General features: G+C 63.2%; 15 protein-coding genes. 13 read left to right on the top strand and 2 right to left on the bottom strand.

Going from position 1 to position 17,576, the window contains the following annotated elements; translation table 11 throughout:
• The first annotated feature begins 2 nt into the window (after nucleotides 1–2).
• The 12 genes from D8U82_RS18725 to madM all read left to right on the top strand — a co-directional run bounded on the left by D8U82_RS18725 (nucleotide 3) and on the right by madM (nucleotide 14,739).
• Complete coding sequence (locus D8U82_RS18725; RefSeq protein WP_130902718.1) at nucleotides 3–5,918, top strand: Hpt domain-containing protein; 5,916 nt, start codon at nucleotides 3–5, stop codon at nucleotides 5,916–5,918.
• Nucleotides 5,911–6,381, top strand: coding sequence for a chemotaxis protein CheW (locus D8U82_RS18720; protein ID WP_125925444.1), 471 nt, complete (start codon nucleotides 5,911–5,913; stop codon nucleotides 6,379–6,381). The genes D8U82_RS18725 and D8U82_RS18720 overlap by 8 nt, the downstream gene beginning before the upstream one ends.
• 477 nt (nucleotides 6,382–6,858) lie before the next feature.
• Nucleotides 6,859–7,224 (top strand): hypothetical protein, encoded by a 366-nt coding sequence (locus D8U82_RS18715; protein ID WP_125925445.1) that lies wholly within the window; start codon nucleotides 6,859–6,861, stop codon nucleotides 7,222–7,224.
• A 301-nt stretch (nucleotides 7,225–7,525) separates the two neighbouring features.
• On the top strand, nucleotides 7,526–9,196 hold the full coding sequence (gene mdcA, locus D8U82_RS18710; protein ID WP_024014649.1) for a malonate decarboxylase subunit alpha: 1,671 nt from the start codon (nucleotides 7,526–7,528) through the stop codon (nucleotides 9,194–9,196).
• Entirely contained in the window at nucleotides 9,196–10,053 is an 858-nt protein-coding gene (locus D8U82_RS18705) for a triphosphoribosyl-dephospho-CoA synthase (protein ID WP_125925446.1), read from the top strand. Before mdcA ends, D8U82_RS18705 begins: the two co-directional genes overlap by 1 nt.
• On the top strand, nucleotides 10,053–10,352 hold the full coding sequence (locus D8U82_RS18700; RefSeq protein ID WP_130902717.1) for a malonate decarboxylase subunit delta: 300 nt from the start codon (nucleotides 10,053–10,055) through the stop codon (nucleotides 10,350–10,352). Before D8U82_RS18705 ends, D8U82_RS18700 begins: the two co-directional genes overlap by 1 nt.
• Nucleotides 10,345–11,196 carry a biotin-independent malonate decarboxylase subunit beta gene (locus D8U82_RS18695; protein WP_130902716.1) on the top strand — a complete coding sequence of 284 codons (852 nt, stop codon included), beginning with the start codon at nucleotides 10,345–10,347 and terminating at the stop codon, nucleotides 11,194–11,196. The genes D8U82_RS18700 and D8U82_RS18695 overlap by 8 nt, the downstream gene beginning before the upstream one ends.
• Nucleotides 11,193–11,978, top strand: coding sequence for a biotin-independent malonate decarboxylase subunit gamma (mdcE, locus tag D8U82_RS18690; RefSeq protein WP_130902715.1), 786 nt, complete (start codon nucleotides 11,193–11,195; stop codon nucleotides 11,976–11,978). Before D8U82_RS18695 ends, mdcE begins: the two co-directional genes overlap by 4 nt.
• Complete coding sequence (locus tag D8U82_RS18685; protein ID WP_130902714.1) at nucleotides 11,972–12,592, top strand: malonate decarboxylase holo-ACP synthase; 621 nt, start codon at nucleotides 11,972–11,974, stop codon at nucleotides 12,590–12,592. Before mdcE ends, D8U82_RS18685 begins: the two co-directional genes overlap by 7 nt.
• Nucleotides 12,589–13,509 (top strand): malonate decarboxylase subunit epsilon, encoded by a 921-nt coding sequence (gene mdcH, locus D8U82_RS18680; RefSeq protein WP_130902713.1) that lies wholly within the window; start codon nucleotides 12,589–12,591, stop codon nucleotides 13,507–13,509. Before D8U82_RS18685 ends, mdcH begins: the two co-directional genes overlap by 4 nt.
• A 67-nt stretch (nucleotides 13,510–13,576) precedes the next feature.
• Nucleotides 13,577–13,969 carry a malonate transporter subunit MadL gene (gene madL, locus D8U82_RS18675; RefSeq protein WP_016772756.1) on the top strand — a complete coding sequence of 131 codons (393 nt, stop codon included), beginning with the start codon at nucleotides 13,577–13,579 and terminating at the stop codon, nucleotides 13,967–13,969.
• Nucleotides 13,970–13,974: 5 nt separating this feature from the next.
• Nucleotides 13,975–14,739, top strand: coding sequence for a malonate transporter subunit MadM (gene madM / locus D8U82_RS18670; RefSeq protein WP_110644718.1), 765 nt, complete (start codon nucleotides 13,975–13,977; stop codon nucleotides 14,737–14,739).
• A gap of 198 nt (nucleotides 14,740–14,937) precedes the next feature.
• On the opposite strand, the gene D8U82_RS18665 is transcribed toward madM, so the two are convergent.
• On the bottom strand, nucleotides 14,938–15,858 hold the full coding sequence (locus D8U82_RS18665; RefSeq protein ID WP_056786436.1) for a LysR substrate-binding domain-containing protein: 921 nt from the start codon (nucleotides 15,856–15,858) through the stop codon (nucleotides 14,938–14,940).
• A 141-nt stretch (nucleotides 15,859–15,999) separates the two neighbouring features.
• Between D8U82_RS18665 and D8U82_RS18660 the strand changes: the two genes are divergently transcribed.
• Nucleotides 16,000–16,617, top strand: a complete 618-nt coding sequence (locus D8U82_RS18660) for a hemolysin III family protein (RefSeq protein ID WP_016772759.1) — start codon at nucleotides 16,000–16,002, stop codon at nucleotides 16,615–16,617.
• 136 nt (nucleotides 16,618–16,753) lie between these two features.
• Here D8U82_RS18660 and D8U82_RS18655 read toward each other — a convergent pair whose 3' ends face one another.
• Nucleotides 16,754–17,473 carry a 16S rRNA (uracil(1498)-N(3))-methyltransferase gene (locus D8U82_RS18655; RefSeq protein ID WP_130902712.1) on the bottom strand — a complete coding sequence of 240 codons (720 nt, stop codon included), beginning with the start codon at nucleotides 17,471–17,473 and terminating at the stop codon, nucleotides 16,754–16,756.
• Nucleotides 17,474–17,576: the final 103 nt, after the last annotated feature.

Here is a 17,576-nt window from a genome sequence, read left to right as displayed (position 1 = left end):
TTATGGGTGATCGGCACGACTACGTGGCCCTGGAATGGGTCAAGGGCGAAATTGCCGAAACGCTGAAGCTGGCGCATCAGGCGATCGAAGCCGTGCTCGACGATCCGCAGGCCTTCCCCGGGCTGGACGAGTGCCTGGCGTACATTCATCAGGTCCACGGCAGCCTGCAAATGGTCGAGTTCTACGGCGCAGCGTTACTGGCCGAAGAAATGGAGCACTTGGTCGAAGCCCTGCAACATGATCGTGTACCGCACCGCGACGAAGCCCTGCACCTGATGCTGCAAGCCCTGGGGCAACTGCCGCTTTACCTCGACCGCGTGCAGAGCGCCCGCCGCGACCTGCCGTTGGTGGTGTTGCCGCTGATCAACGATCTGCGCAGCGCTCGCGGTGAAAGCCTGCTGGCGGAAACCAGCCTGTTCAGCCCGCCACTGCCCGAGCTGGCGCCGCTCGGCGACGAGGCACTCGCCGCGCTGGAACCGCTCGATCTGCCGAACGTGCTGCGCAAACTGCGGCAGATGCTGCAAATGGCTCTGGTCGGTCTGCTGCGCGAACAGGACGACCAGACGCATCTTGGCTATCTGGCCAAAGTCTTCAGCCGTCTCGAAGCGCTGAGCGGCGACGCGCCGTTGAGCCCTTTGTGGCAAATCGCCTCGGCATTGGTCGAGGGCATGCGCGAGGGCGTCATCGCCAACAGTCCGGCGCTGCGCAGCCTGTTCAAGGACGCCGACCAAGAGCTCAAGCGCCTGCTCGAGCAGGGCATCGTCGGGCTCAACCAGCCGGCGCCGGCCGAGCTGCTGAAAAGCCTGTTGTTCTATATTGCCAAAGCCGAACATCCCACCGGGCAGATGCTGACCATGAAAGATCGCTACTCCCTGGACGACGCGTTGCCCGACAGCGCGATGGTCGATGAAGAACGCGCGCGCCTCGCCGGCCCCGACCGCGATGCCATGCGCTCGGTGCTGGCGGCGCTGTGCGAAGAGCTGGTGCGGGTCAAGGAGCGCCTCGATCTGTTCGTGCGCAGTGACCGCCAGCACGCTTCGGATCTGGACAGCCTGCTCGCGCCGCTGCGACAGATCGCCGACACCCTCGCGGTACTGGGTTTCGGCCAGCCGCGCAAAGTCATCATCGACCAACTGGCAGTGGTGCTCAGCCTCGCCCAAGGCCAGCGCGAACCGAACGACGCCATTCTCATGGACGTCGCCGGGGCCTTGCTCTACGTCGAAGCGACGCTGGCCGGCATGGTCGGCACGGTGGAGACGCAAAGCGCCGAAGACGCTCGCCTGCCGACCACCGACCTGACGCAGATCCATCAGATCGTGATCAAGGAAGCGCGCATCTGCCTGCAACAGGCCAAGGACATGATCGTCGATTACATCGACGCCGATTGGGACCGCCAGCATCTGCAATCGCTGCCCGATCTGCTGACACAGGTGCGCGGCGCGCTGGCGATGATTCCGCTGGCCCGCGCAGCGAGTCTGGTCGAGGCCTGCAACGGTTTCATTCGCGAGCATTTGATGCTCGATGCCCACGAACCGGGCTGGGAACAACTCGATCATCTGGCTGATGTGATCAGCAGCCTGGAGTATTACCTCGAACGCCTGAGCGACGACCCGCAGGCACCCGCCGAACATCTGCTCGATGTCGCGCAAAACAGCCTCGCCAGCCTCGGCTTCTTTGCCAACGAGCAGCCCGGCGAAGCGCAAGTGCCCGTGCTCGATGAGGTACTCAGCCCCAGCGAAGCGCAGCTCATGCAGGATCTGCAAGCGCTCGATGACCCTGACGTCGTGCAGTCGCTGGCCGAGGTGCTGGCCAGCCCGCTGTCGGCGCTCAACCCGCCGGCGCGCAACAGCCCCGACAGCCTGATGCCGCCGCCGGCCGATGAAGAACCGGTCGACGATGAGCTGCGCGAAGTGTTCCTCGAGGAGACCGACGAAGTTCTCGCGGTCCTCCACGAATACCTGCCGCGCTGGACCGCCAATCCCCAGGACCGCGCCGCGCTGACCGAACTGCGCCGGGCCTTTCACACCTTGAAGGGTAGCGGGCGCATGGTCCGCGCGTTGGTCCTCGGCGAACTGGCCTGGGCCGTGGAAAACCTGCTCAACCGCGTGCTCGAACAAAGCGTCGAGCCCGGCGCAGTGCTGCGCCAATTGCTCGGCGACACCGTGTTGCTGCTGCCCGAGCTGATCAACGAATTTGCCACCCAGCGTCAGCGCCAGCGCAACGATGTCGACCAACTCGCCGCCCGCGCCCACGCGTTGGCCAAAGGCGATGAGCCGCTGGCTGCCGAAGACACCGACGACGTCGCCGCGCTTGATCCGCTGCTGCTGGAAATCTTCCGCAAAGAAGCCGAGACCCACCTCGCCAGCCTCAACCGTTTCCTCGATCAGGCCGCCGAACGGGTGCCGTTGCCGGCCAGCGACGAACTGCAACGGGCGCTGCACACGCTCAAGGGCAGTGCCTCGATGGCCGGCGTATTGCCGATGGCCGAACTGGCGGCTTCGCTGGATCAACTGGCCCGCGAGTTCAAGGCGCATCAGTTGCCGCTGGATCTGGACGAGGTCGAATTGCTGCTCGAAGCCGAGGGCTTGTTCCGCGTCGGCCTGCGTCAGCTCAAACACGATCCGCTGGCGCCGATTGTCGGTGCGCAGTCGCTGATCAAACGCACCGAGGCGCTGCTCGCCGAGCGCCTGCAAGCCAGCTCCGATGGCGCTGACAGCGGCCTGCGCCTCAAGCGCGATCCGCAACTGATCAACAACTTCCTCGCCCAGGGCATGGACATCCTCCTCGACGCCGAAAACCTCTTGCAGCGCTGGCAGCAGCACCCCGGCGAGCGCCAGGAACTCAGCGCCTTGCTCGATGAACTGACCACTCTGGGCGAAGGCGCGCATCTGGCCGATCTGCAGGCGGTCGATGGCCTCTGCGAAGCCTTGCTCGACCTGTATGGCGCGGTGGAAGAAAGCAGCCTGGCGGTCAGCGAGCGGTTTTTTCACGAAGCGCAACTGGCCCACGAAGCGCTGATCAACATGCTCGACGAACTCGCTGCCGGCCAGGAAATCACCCCGCAACCGGAGCGGATTCGTGCCTTGCAGGAACTGCTCGACGAAGGCCTCGACCCGGCGGCGATGGGCCTGATCCGCAGCGACGGCAGTCGCACCCTGGACATTCGCGAGCTGGGCAGCGCCACCGCGCAATTGCAGCAATCGGTTGCCGCCCTTGAGCCTGACGACGAGATCGTCGAAATCTTCCTCGAAGAGGCGGTGGACATTCTCGACAGCGCCGGGCAAGCCTTGCAGCGCTGGCGCAAGGACCCGGACAACGCCGCGCCGCTGTCGTCATTGCAGCGCGACTTGCACACGCTGAAGGGCGGCGCGCGCATGGCCGAGGTCGAGGCCGTCGGCGACCTTGCCCAGGAACTGGAAAACCTCTACGAAGGGCTGGTCGATCGGCGCTACAACCACAGCGCCGCGCTCGAAGGTTTGTTGCAGCGCAGTCATGAGCGGTTGGCGCTGATGCTGGAGCAACTGCAAGCGCATCAAGCGCTGACTCCGGCGCAGGATCTGATCGACGCGATCCGTCAGTTGCGTCAGGGCCAGGCCGCCAGCGAATCATCCCCCGCAGCGGTCGAACACGACAACGCCGGGCATGATCCGGAACTGTTGGAAATCTTCCTCGAAGAAGGTTTCGACATCATCGAAAGCTCCGGCGCCGCGCTGTTGCGCTGGCAGGCCGAGCCGGGCAACCGTCAGGAAATCGAAACCCTGCTGCGCGATCTGCACACCCTCAAGGGCGGCGCGCGGATGGTCGAAATCGGCCCGATCGGCGACCTCGCCCATGAGCTGGAATTTCTCTACGAAAGCCTCTCCACCGGTGCGCTGCAACCGTCTGCCGAACTGTTTGCGCTGGTGCAGCGCGGCCATGACCGACTGGCGCAAATGCTCGATGGCGTGCGCGCCGGGCAACCGTGCCCGCCGGCCGATCGGCTGATCAGCGCGATCCAGAATTTCAGTCACCCGGTGCAGGTTGAAGCGCCGCCGGCGCCGGTCGCGGCACCGGTGGCTAAGCCCGAGGCTGCGCCACCGGCCGCCGATGTTGGCGCGGACATGGTCAAGGTTTCGTCCGAGCTGCTTGATGAACTGGTCAATCTGGCCGGGGAAACCTCGATCTTTCGTGGACGGATCGAGCAGCAAGTCAACGATGCGCAGATTGCTCTCAACGAGATGGAAACCACCATCGAGCGCATGCGCGATCAGTTGCGCCGCCTCGACACCGAAACCCAGGGGCGCATCCTCAGCCGCCAACAAGTCGATGGCGAACGCCTCGGTTACGAAGATTTCGACCCGCTGGAAATGGACCGCCATTCGCAGCTCCAGCAACTGTCGCGGGCGCTGTTCGAATCCGCCTCGGACCTGCTCGACCTCAAGGAAACCCTCGACCGCCGCAACCACGACGCGGAGAACCTGTTGCAACAACAGGGGCGGATCAACACCGAATTGCAGGAAGGCCTGATGCGCACGCGCATGGTGCCGTTCGAACGCATGGTGCCGCGTCTGAAACGCATCGTTCGTCAGGTCGCCGAAGAGCTGGGCAAGGATGTCGCATTCGTCGTCGGCAACGCTGATGGCGAGATGGATCGCAACGTGCTGGAGCGCATGGCCGCGCCGCTGGAACACATGCTGCGCAATGCCGTCGACCATGGCCTTGAATCTGCCGAGGTGCGATTGGCGGCGGGTAAACCGGCGCAAGGGCAGATCACCCTCGATCTGTCGCGCGAGGGCGGCGACATGGTTTTCGACATCCGCGATGACGGCGCCGGTGTGCCATTGGAAGCCGTGCGGCGCAAGGCGATCAAGCGCGGTCTGCTGGCGCCCGACGCCGAGATCAGCGATCGCGATGTGTTGCAGTTCATTCTCCAGCCGGGTTTCTCCACGGCGGAAAAGATCACCCAGATTTCCGGGCGTGGCGTCGGCATGGACGTGGTCCACGAAGAAGTGCGCCAACTCGGCGGCAGCATGAGCATCGATTCGGTGCCGGGGCAGGGCGTGCATTTCCGCATTCGCCTGCCGTTCACCGTGTCGGTCAACCGCGCGCTGATGGTACAGTGCGGCGAGGATCAGTACGCGATCCCGCTGAACACCATCGAAGGCATCGTGCGCGTGTTGCCGAATGATCTGGAAGGGCACTTCCGTCAGGATCCGCCGAGTTATCAATACGCCGGCCAGCGTTATGAACTGTGCTACCTGGGCGAGCTGTTGAAGACTGCGCCACGGCCAAAACTGCTCGGGCAGAACCTGCCGTTGCCGGTGCTGCTGGTGCATTACAACGACCGCCATGTTTCGGTGCTGGTCGACGCCATGGCCGGCACTCGCGAGATCGTGGTCAAGAGCCTCGGCCCGCAATTCGCGGCGGTGCAGGGCGTGTCGGGGGCGACGATTCTCGGCGACGGCCGGGTGGTGCTGATTCTGGATCTGCTCGCACCGATCCGGGCGATGCAGGCGCGGCTGGCGCAAGAGCCGGCGCGCACGGAGATCGACAGCGAGCCGCACAAGCCGCTGCTGATCATGGTCGTCGATGACTCGGTGACGGTGCGCAAGGTCACCAGCCGTTTGCTCGAACGTCACGGCATGAACGTGCTGACCGCCAAGGACGGTGTCGATGCGATGCTGCTGCTCGAAGAGCACATGCCCGACCTGATGCTGCTCGACATCGAAATGCCGCGCATGGACGGCTTCGAAGTCGCCACCCAGGTGCGCGCCGACGAACGCCTGCGCCACTTGCCGATCATCATGATCACCTCGCGCACCGGGCAGAAACACCGCGACCGCGCCATGGCCATCGGCGTCAACGACTACCTCGGCAAGCCGTATCAGGAATCGGTGTTGCTGGAGAGCATCGCCCAGTGGAGCAAGAAACATGCATGAGCACCGGCACAACCCGCGCACCAGCCAGCTTACCGGGCTGCTGCTGCCGCTGGCCGATCGCAACCTGATCCTGCCGAATGTCGCCATCGCCGAGCTGATCGACTACCAGGCCAGTGCCTTCGATCTCGACACGCCGCCGTGGTACCTGGGCCGGGTAACGTGGCGCGAGCGGCAGATTCCGCTGATCAGTTTCGAATCGGCCTGCGGGCAGAAAATCGTCATCGGCGAACGGGCGCGGATCGTGATTCTGAATGCGCTGGGCGGCTTGCCCGAGCTGAGATTCATCGCCCTGTTGGTGCAGGGGATTCCTCGGTCGTACAAGCTGGACAGTCAGTTGAGTTATGTCGATGTGCCGTTGTGTGCGCTGGAGCAGGCGGCGGTGCAGGTGGGCGAGCAGGTGGCGAAGGTGCCGGATTTGTTGGGGCTGGAGCGGTTACTGGTGGATGCGGGTTTGGCCCGCTGATCCAAGGCTTGACTGATCGTTCCCACGCGCAGCAAAGGAATGCAGCCCGGGACGCTCCGCGTCCCATCAAGAGCCGAACGCGGAGCGTCCGTAGAGGCATTCCCACGCAGAGCGTGGGAACGATCAACATCAAGCCACGCCTGTGTTTAAAGACACCCGGTGTTACGCCGCACCAGCCTACAAATCCTTGCGCCGCTGCCTACGCCTGCGCCAGAATCCGCCGGCTTGTGCGCCCAGGGCTTGCTGCGTAACTTGGATCGGGTCACTGATTCCCAGTGATCGGGTTTAGCAGCCCGTGGTAAATCTGAGGTTGCACGAGCACCGTCAGTCAGGCTTCACGTCTGCACTTGATGGCGGCTGTGCGCAGGGCGCTTCGGCGCGCCGGCTTCCTTAGGTTCCCCGGTCTGCTAACCTGCGTTCAGCTGCCACCCCTTCTTTTAGCAGAGATGCGGTTGCGGCTTTATCCGGAACCTGAAGATGAAAAAACCATCGCCCAATCCGCCGGTAGCAAGTCCGGCATCGCCCTACCAATCCCCCGACTCAAAGAAATTTCACGACGCCGCCGAGCGTGCCCTCGACCATTACCTCGGCCCGCCCGCCGCTGACTTCATGGCCCCGCCGTACACCCCCAACACGCTGTACATGGCCAATCCCGAAGCCGACACCGAGTCCTTGCTGGCCGACGCCTGTGAAACCCTGGGTTCGGCGACGGTGATGCTGCACAACCACGCCGCTTCCGTGGAAGGTTCGCAGCGCAAGACCCTGCAGGGCATCGCGCAGATTGTCATGGTGGCGGAAATGGCGGTGAACCGCGTTCTGGACAAAATGGTGCCAACCGACTGAGCGAATGCGCTGAGGCGACTGGCCTCTTCGCGAGCAGGCTCGCTCCCACAATTGGAATGCATTCGATCGTTCCCACGCTCCGCGTGGGAATGCCGCAACGGACGCTCCGCGTTCGGCTTTGGAAGGGACGCGGAGCGTCCCGGGCTGCATTCCTTTGCTGCGCGTGGGAACGATCAACAGGTTCTACAGGGGCTTCAGCTTGTCCGTTACTCTCAGCGTAATGATTCACCACCCAGCTTGATTGATGCCCTCATCACACACGCCTAACTTGGCTCCACGACAGCGAACCCGTGGAGTGAGCATGACAACAACAATTTCCCCCGACTCGCGCTGGACGCGGCGGCGTGACGAGAAGCAGCGCCGGCTCGACAAGGTGCGCGGGCTCGCCGATGGTGCGGTGCTGCCCAGCGACAAAATCGTCGCCGCGCTCGAAGCGCTGATCCATCCCGGCGATCGTGTGGTGCTGGAGGGCAACAACCAGAAGCAGGCGGATTTCCTCTCGCGTTCGCTGGCCAAGGCCGACCCGGGCAAACTCCACGATCTGCACATGATCATGCCCAGCGTCGGCCGCTCCGAGCACCTTGATCTGTTCGAACGCGGCATCGCCCGCAAGCTCGATTTCTCCTTCGCCGGCACCCAGAGCCTGCGCATCAGCCAGTTGCTCGAAGATGGCTTGCTCGAAGTCGGCGCCATTCACACGTACATCGAACTCTACGCCCGCCTCGTCGTGGACCTGATCCCCAACGTTGTGCTCTCGGCCGGTTTCATGGCCGACCGCGCCGGCAACATCTACACCGGCCCGAGCACCGAAGACACCCCGGCACTGATCGAACCGGCGGCGTTCAGCGACGGCATCGTCATCGTCCAGGTCAACCAGTTGGTCGATGACGTCAGCGAACTGCCCCGCGTGGACATTCCCGCGTCGTGGGTCGATTTCGTCGTGGTGGCGGACAAGCCGTTCTACATCGAACCGCTGTTCACCCGCGACCCGCGCCACATCAAGCCTGTGCACGTGTTGATGGCGATGATGGCGATTCGCGGGATCTACGAAAAACACAACGTGCAGTCGCTCAACCACGGCATTGGTTTCAACACTGCCGCCATCGAACTGATCCTGCCGACCTACGGCGAATCCCTCGGCCTGAAAGGCAAGATCTGCCGCAACTGGACGCTCAACCCGCACCCGACGCTGATTCCGGCGATTGAAAGCGGCTGGGTCGAGAGCGTGCATTGCTTCGGTACCGAACTGGGCATGGAAAACTACATCGCCGCTCGGCCGGATGTGTTCTTCACTGGCCGCGACGGCTCGCTGCGCTCCAACCGCATGGTCTGCCAACTCGCCGGGCAATACGCGGTGGATCTGTTTATTGGCGCGACATTGCAGGTCGATGGCGACGGCCATTCCTCGACGGTGACTCGTGGCCGTCTCGCCGGTTTCGGTGGTGCGCCAAACATGGGTCACGATCCGCGCGGCCGCCGTCACGGCACTCCGGCGTGGCTGGACATGCGCCACGCCGATGGGCCGCAACCGATGCTCGAACGTGGCAAGAAACTCGTGGTGCAAATGGTCGAGACCTTCCAGGAGGGCGGCAAACCGACCTTCGTCGAAACCCTCGACGCCGTGGAGGTGGCGAAGAAAAGCGGCATGCCGCTGGCGCCGATCATGATCTACGGCGACGACGTTACCCACCTGCTCACCGAAGAAGGCATCGCCTACCTGTACAAGGCGCGCTCGCTGGAAGAGCGGCAGGCGATGATCGCAGCGGTTGCCGGGGTTACCGCCATCGGCCTGCGCCACAACCCGAAAGACACCGAACGCATGCGCCGGGAAGGCCTGATCGCCCTGCCCGAAGACCTCGGCATCCGCCGCACTGACGCCACGCGCGAATTGCTCGCGGCGAAAAGCGTGGCCGATCTGGTCGAGTGGTCCGGCGGCCTGTACAACCCGCCCGCCAAATTCAGGAGCTGGTAATGCACGCATTCAACCTGCAAGCGAAACCGCTTTCTCTGGCTGACCGCTTGGCCGATCTGGCAGTGGACGCGTTGATCGACGAAGCCGATCTGTCGCCGAAACCGGCGCTGGTCGACCGTCGTGGCAACGGCGCGCACACCGATCTGCACCTGGGCCTGATGCACGCGTCGGCGTTGGCCTTGTGGCCGGCATTCAAGGAATTGGCCGAGGCCGCGCTGGAGATCGGCGAAGTCGGTGTGCCGTTGCGCGAAGCGATTGGCCGCATCGGTCGCGAGGGCGAACAAGCCATGCTCGTGACCACCAACGGCGTCAACACCCATCGCGGTGCGATCTGGGCGTTGGGACTGTTGGTGACGGCCGCCGCGCTGCAACCGAAATCCATCGCCCTGTGCGCCGCCCGCCTGGCACTGCTCGACGACCGCTACGCACCGACACCACTCAGCCACGGCGCACAAGTTGCCCAGCGTTACGGCGCACGCGGTGCTCGCGAGGAAGCGCAACTGGGCTTCCCGTCCGTGTTGCAACGCGGCTTGCCGCAACTGCACAAAAGTCGCGCCAACGGTCACGGCGAACAGAACGCCCGGCTCGATGCATTGCTGGCGATCATGACCGAGCTGGCCGACACCTGCGTGCTCTACCGCGCCGGGGAAACGGGCCTGCACGCCATGCAGGCCGGCGCGCAAGCGGTGCTCGATGCCGGTGGCAGCGCCAGCCTCAGCGGTCGTCGGCGCCTGCACGAACTGGATCAACAACTCATCGCATTGAATGCCTCGCCCGGTGGGGCCGCCGACCTGCTCGCCGCCACATTGCTGCTCGATCGTATCGAGCGCGACGGCATCTCTCAGGGAGCGTTTTGATGGAAAACCTATCGTTTGAATTCCCCGCCGGGCAGCCGCCACGCGGGCGTGCGCTGGTCGGTTGTGTTGGTTCGGGTGATCTGGAAGTGCTGATCGAACCGGGTCTGGCCGGCAAACTGACGATCAACGTGCAGACCTCGGTCAACGGCGCGCAGCAGCGCTGGCAGCACCTGTTTGCGCGGATGTTCGACGGCACCACGCCACCGGCGATGGCCATCGATATCCACGATTTCGGCGCGACGCCGGGAGTGGTGCGCTTGCGTCTGGAACAGGGTTTGGAGGAGATCGGCCATGACTGACAGCGCAGCGTTGCTCAACAAACACAGCTTCGTCGAACTCGGCGCGCGGCAGCGGGCGCAAGCCTTGCTCGACGTCGGGACCTTTCGCGAACTGCTCGATCCGTTTCAACGGGTCATGTCGCCGTGGCTTGAGCGCCAGGGTGTGGTGCCGCAAGCCGACGACGGGGTGATCATCGCCAAGGGCAGCCTCGACGGTTTGCCGGTGGTCATCGCAGCGATTGAAGGTGCGTTTCAGGGCGGCAGCCTTGGCGAAGTCGGCGGGGCGAAGATTGCCGGTGCGCTGGAACTGGCCGCCGAAGACAACCGCAACGGTATCGCCACCCGCGCCGTGTTGCTGCTGGAAACCGGCGGCGTGCGCTTGCAGGAAGCCAATCTAGGGCTGGCGGCGATTGCCGATATTCACGCGGCGATTGTCGATTTGCAGCAATACCAACCGGTGGTCGGCGTGGTCGCCGGCAGTGTCGGTTGCTTCGGCGGCATGTCGATCGCCGCAGCGCTGTGCAGTTATTTGCTGGTGACCCAGGAAGCACGCCTCGGTCTGAACGGCCCGCAGGTAATCGAGCAGGAAGCCGGGATCGAGGAATACGACTCCCGCGACCGGCCCTTCATCTGGAGCCTGACCGGCGGCGAACAGCGTTTCAACACCGGACTGGTGGACCGTTATGTCGGCGATGACGTGGCGCAGATTCGTCAGCAGGTCGGCCAACTGCTCCAGCAAGGCCTGCCGGCACAGCCGCGCAGTCAACGCGCCGAGTGGTTCCTGCAACGCCTCGGCAAGCTGGACACGGGCAAGCAAATCGAACCGTCGGTGGTTCGCGATCTGTATCAAGGAGAGCGCTCATGAGCGGTTATTCATTGCGCGGTTTGCACTGGTTCAATGCGCTCAGCGCTGGCGCCAGGGTCGTCGAAGGTTTGCCGCCGTCGTTGAAAGTCGCCGACGCTGAGCTCGGCCGCTTTATCGCCGTGGTCGCCGACCCGGACAATCGTTTTCCCCGCGCCCGCAATGGCGAGGTCGGTCTGCTCGAAGGCTGGGGGCTGGCCAAGGCTGTGGATGACGCGATCAGTGCCGACCGCGACAGCGCACAGAAGCGCCCGATCATCGCCATCGTCGATGTGCCGAGCCAGGCGTATGGCCGCCGCGAAGAAGCCCTCGGCATTCATCAGGCCCTGGCCGGCGCGGCGGACAGTTATGCCCGTGCGCGTCTGGCCGGGCATCCGGTGATTGCGCTGCTGGTGGGCAAGGCCATGTCGGGTGCATTTCTCGCCCACGGTTATCAGGCCAATCGCCTGATCGCGCTGCGCGATCCCGGCGTGATGGTGCACGCGATGGGCAAGGCCTCGGCGGCGCGGGTCACCTTGCGCAGTGTCGAGGAACTGGAAGCGCTGGCCGCCAGCGTGCCGCCGATGGCCTACGACATCGACAGCTACGCCAGCCTCGGTCTGCTCTGGGAAACCCTCTCGGTGCAGCAGATCGAACAACCGACAGAAGAAGATCTGACGCGGGTGACTGAGTGCCTGAAGCAAGCGATCAGCGATGTGACCAACACTGATTTGAAAGGGCGCCTTGGTGCGAGCAATCGTGCCGCCTCCAGCAAAGTCCGCGAATTGCTGAGGGCGCAGTGGTGAACCTGCCCCTGGCCCACGATCTGCTCTGGGGCATGACCCCGGCGCAGTTGCCGGCGGATGCGCCAGCGTGGGCGATCGCGGCGCTGGCGGCCGGGCAACCGGTGGTGGTGCGCCGGGCGCTGAGTGCTGACGGTTTTGTCGCGGTCGGCGTGCGCGGTGTGTTGCGTGAACAACGGCTGGCGGCATTTATGGCGCTGGATTCGATTGCCTGTCGGGTCAGTCCCGAAGCCCTTTGTCAGGTTGAGTGCGAGCGAGATCTGCCGGTGATGCAGGCGCTCAAACAACTGCGGCCGATACTCGATGACTGCGGTTGGGTCTGGGGTGTCAGCGGCAGTGTCGGGTTTGAATTGGCCAGCGGTTTCAGAGCGATGCATGCGGCCAGTGATCTCGATCTGATTCTGCGCGCGCCGCAGATGATCACGCGCAATCAGGCGTGCAAACTCGTGGAGCTTTTCGATCAGGCTGTGTGCCGGGTCGACATGCAATTGCAGACGCCGTTCGGCGCTGTGGCGCTGCGTGAATGGGCCAGCGGTTCGGCCCGGGTGCTGCTGAAAAATGCGCATCAGGCTGCATTGGTGATCGATCCGTGGAACCCGCAGGAGCAGGCAGCGTGAGCAGCCTGCTGGTGTTTCCCGGCCAGGGCGCGCAGCAAGCCGGCATGCTCCAGCGTTTGCCTCGGGAAACGCTGGTCGAGGCCAGCGATGTGCTGGGCGAAGATGTTTTGCAGCTTGATTCAGCCGAGGCATTGCGCACGACCAGAGCGGTTCAGCTGTGCCTGCTGATCGCCGGTGTCGCTGCTTCGCGGCAGTTATTGCAGGATGAACTGAGCGCGGATTACGTCGCCGGCCTGTCCATCGGCGCCTACCCGGCAGCAGTGGTGGCGGGAGCCTTGAGTTTCAGCGATGCGCTGCATCTGGTCAGCCTGCGCGGTGAGCTGATGCAGCAGGCTTATCCACAGGGCTACGGCATGACCGCGATCATCGGATTGCAGTTATCCACCGTCGAAACGCTGCTGGCGCAAGTGCACAGCGAAGATGCGCCGGTGTATCTGGCCAATATCAACGCCGATAACCAAGTGGTCATCGCCGGCAGCGACAAGGCCATGCACGCGGTGGCCGAACTGGCGCGCAGTCGCGGCGCCGGAGTGACGAAGCGGCTGGCGGTGAGCGTGCCGTCGCATTGCCCATTGCTGGAAAAACCGGCGCAGGCGCTTGCCGAGGCCTTCGCCAAGGTTGAACTGAAGAACCCGAAAATCGCTTATCTGAGCGGCAGTCGCGCGCGGCCTGTGAGCAAAGTCGAAGCGCTGCGCGATGACCTCGCTTTCAACATGTGCCGCGTGGTGGACTGGCGCGGCACCGTGCAAAGCGCCTACGAGCGCGGCGTGCGTCTACAGATCGAACTGCCGCCCGGTGCGGTGCTGACCGGGCTGGCGCGCCGGGTGTTCGAGCAGGGCACCGTCACTGCCTTCGACAGTGCCCGCCTCGATACCCTGCAAGCGCTGTTGCGCGAGGAGGGTGGCCGCCAACTCTAAAACCGCCGCGACTCAAGCTTCGAACAACAAAAACAACATTCGACGATGCACTTTGAGGACTACAACAATGATTATTTACGGTGTGGCATTTCTCGCCTTCTGCACGCTGGTCGGTATCTGGGTCGGTGAATTGCTCGGCAAGCTGATCGGCGTGCCGGCCAACGTCGGCGGTGTCGGCATTGCGATGCTGCTGTTGATCGGCCTGGGCAGCTATCTCTACAAGAGCGGCTGGCTCAAGGGCAAGACCGAGCAGGGCGTGGAGTTCTGGAGCGCGATCTACATTCCCATCGTGGTCGCCATGGCCGCGCAGCAGAATGTCTACGGTGCGCTGAAGGGCGGGCCGATGGCAATTCTTGCCGGCACCCTCGCCGTAGTGATCGCTTTTGCCCTGGTGCCGGTGCTGACGCGCATGGGCAACAAGCAAGAGACACCGATTGCTCCTGCCAAGACTGCGGGGTGATCGCCATGTACGAATCGATGATGAAAGTGATCACCGGCTACGGTCTGATCAGCGGCTTTTTGATTGTCGGCCTGACCATGTGGGTGTCCTACTGGATGTCCAACACCTTCACCAAGGGCCGCCTGCACGGTTCGGCGATCGCCATTCTGCTCGGGCTGGTGCTGTCGTATATCGGCGGCGCACTCACCGGTGGGCAAAAAGGCGTCGTGGATATTCCCCTGCTGTCCGGCATCGGCCTGCTCGGCGGTGCGATGCTGCGGGATTTCGCGATTGTGGCGACGGCGTTTGGCGTCAGTGTCGATGAGCTCAAACGCGCCGGACTCGTCGGTGTGCTGGCGCTGTTTGTCGGCGTTGGTACCTCGTTCGTCGCCGGCGTCGGCGTGGCGATGGCGTTCGGCTACACCGATGCGGTGAGCCTGACCACCATTGGCGCCGGTGCGGTGACCTACATTGTAGGCCCGGTGACCGGCGCGGCGATTGGTGCCACTTCCGAGGTGATGGCGCTGTCGATTGCGGCGGGGCTGATCAAGGCGATTCTGGTGATGGTGATGACACCGTTCGTGGCGCCGATGATCGGCCTGAACAATCCGCGCAGCGCGGTGATTTTCGGTGGCTTGATGGGCACCTCCAGCGGCGTTGCCGGGGGCCTGGCGGCCACGGATCCGAAGCTGGTGCCGTATGGTTGCCTGACGGCGGCGTTCTACACCGCGCTTGGGTGTCTGCTGGGGCCTTCGCTGCTGTTTCTGGCGATGCGCGGGTTGATGGGTTAGTCAATTTAAGCTGCCCTCACCCTAACCCTCTCCCGGAGGGAGAGGGGACTGACCGAGTTGTTCTGGCGTTATACATCGACCTGAAATTTCTAAGTCGAACTCAGGTTCTGAAAAAGCCCCCGATCTGCTCCCTTTCCCCCTCTACCCCTTGGGGGAGAGGGCTGGGGTGAGGGGGTAGCTCTTGATTTTGATCTTGATCTAAACCCCAGCCTGCCGATTGGCATACATCCGACACTCCGCCAGCAACGCCAGCAGATTCGGATCACGCTCCTTGGCCTTGAGAAACACCACCCCAATGTGCTGCTGCAAGCGGTACTTCTCCTGCAACGGAATCAGCTTCACCCGGTTCTCGTACACCGCCGCAATCCGCCCCGGCAACAAGGCGTACCCCACCCCTGAGCTGACCATGCTCAGCAAAGTGAAGATGTCATTGACCTGCATCGCCACCTTCGGCTCGAACCCTGCCTGCTTGAACACCCGCACACCGTCCTGATGCGTGGCGAAGCCCTGGGTCAGGGTGATGAAGGTTTCATCACGCACTTCCGCCAGATCGACTTCACTGCGCTGAGCAAATTTTGAATCGGCCGGGGTGGCGAGGAAGATGTCGTCGGAAAACAGCGCAATCTGCTCGCAATCCGGATCGTTGATGCTGTCGTCCAGCGACACCAGAATCGCGTCGACTTCCATGTTTTTCAGCTTGTAGAGCAGGTCGATGTTCGAGCCGAGGATCAGGTCGATGTTGAGTTCGCTGCGGCGGATTTTCAGGCCCATGATCAGCTGTGGCACCGTCTTCACCGTCAGCGAATACAGCGAGCCGAGCTTGAAGCGCTCGGCGGAAAATCCGGCGGCTTCGCGGGTCAGGCGCACGCTGTCGACGACGTCGTTGATCAGCTTCTGCGCACGTTCTTCCAGCACATAAGCGCTTTCCAGCGGCGTCAGGTTGCGCCCTTCGTGTTTGAACAGCGGGCAGCGCAGAGCATTTTCCAAAGAGTGAATGGCGCGGTGCACGCTGACGTTGCTGGTCTGCAATTCGGCGGCGGCGCGGGCGAGGTTGCCGGTGCGCATGAAGGCGAGGAACACCTCGAGTTTTTTCAGGGTCAATTCTTCGTCGATCAGCATGGCGCGGACTCTTTTTGGTATCGGGCGATTGTGCCCAATTCCCGCGGGTCGCGCAGGCGAGGTTGAACAGAAACATTGCGCTTTTACGCTCAAGGCCCGAGCCTTGCGCGCTTGCGGTAGAGATTACGAGGTGTGCGACACATGTATCACGGGGAAAAACTCAACGCCTGGACCCATCTGGTCGGAGCCATCGCCGCGTTTATCGGCGGCGTGTGGATGCTGGTGATTGCCAGCCTCGACGGCAGTCCATGGAAGATCGTCAGCGTGGCGATCTACGCCTTCACCTTGCTGGTGCTCTACAGCGCCTCGACCGTGTATCACAGCGTGCGCGGGCGCAAGAAAGCGATCATGAAGAAGGTCGATCATTTCTCGATCTACCTGTTGATCGCCGGCAGCTACACGCCGTTCTGCCTGGTGACGTTACGCGGGCCTTGGGGCTGGACGCTGTTCGGGATTGTCTGGGGGCTGGCGCTGATCGGTATTCTGCAAGAGATCAAACCGCGCTCCGAGGCACGGATTCTGTCGATCGTGATTTACGCGGTGATGGGCTGGATCGTGCTGGTCGCGGTCAAACCGCTGATCGCCGCGCTGGGCACGACGGGGTTTGCCTGGCTGGCGTCGGGCGGGGTGTTGTATACGGTGGGGATTATCTTTTTTGCCCTCGATCACCGGCTGCGGCATGCCCATGGCATCTGGCATCTGTTCGTGATTGCCGGGAGCTTGCTGCATTTTGTGGCGATTCTGTTTTACGTCCTGTAGCCCGGCTGACTGATCGTTCCCACGCTCTGCGTGGTAACGCCTCCTGTGACGCTCTGCGTCACGCTGTTTGGGACGCGGAGCGTCCCGGGCTGCATTCCCACGCAGAGCGTGGGAACGATCAGTCCGGCAAAAAGGTTTAGAAATCACCCCAAAGTTGCTGGGCTACCACCAGCGCCACCACCGGCGCAGTCTCGGTGCGCAATACGCGCGGGCCGAGGCGGGCGGCGTGGAAACCGTTGCCTTTGGCCTGCTCGACTTCGCCGTCCGTCAGGCCACCTTCCGGCCCGATCAGGAACGCCAGCGTCGCTGGTTTGGCATGGCTGACCAGCGGTTCTGCGACCGGATGCAGCACCAGTTTCAATTCGGCTTCGGTCTGCTTGAGCCAGTCCGCCAGCAACACTGGCGGATGAATCACCGGCACCCGTGAACGCCCGCACTGTTCGCAGGCACTGATCGCCACTTGGCGCCAGTGCAGCAAGCGCTTGTCGGCGCGTTCGTCCTTGAGCCGCACTTCGCAGCGTTCGCTGAAGATCGGGGTGATTTGCGTCACGCCCAGTTCAGTGGCTTTCTGAATCGCCCAGTCCATGCGCTCGCCCCGGGACAGGCCCTGGCCGAGGTGGATCTGCAGTGGCGATTCGATTTGCCCGGCGAATTGCTCGTCGATCTGCACGACCACGCGTTTCTTGCCGACATCCACCAAGGACCCGCGAAACTCATGGCCGGAACCGTCGAACAACTGCACCGCATCGCCCTCGACCATGCGCAACACGCGGCTGATGTAATGCGCCTGGGCTTCCGGCAGTTCGTGTTCGCCAGTGCTCAGCGGGGCGTCGATAAAGAAGCGGGACAGTCTCATTTCGGGTCTCTGGAAAGATATGAATCAGTTGGATCGGTGTCGACTTCATTCGCGAGCAGGCTCGCTTGTATGGTTAGACTTGAAGGGGTGGTGGGACGAACAG

The sequence above is a fragment of the Pseudomonas sp. Sample_23 genome, assembly GCF_004307595.1.
GTDB lineage: Bacteria > Pseudomonadota > Gammaproteobacteria > Pseudomonadales > Pseudomonadaceae > Aquipseudomonas > Aquipseudomonas atacamensis.
Note: the sequence above shows the minus strand (reverse complement) of the source record. Positions and strands in the feature narration are given on the sequence as shown.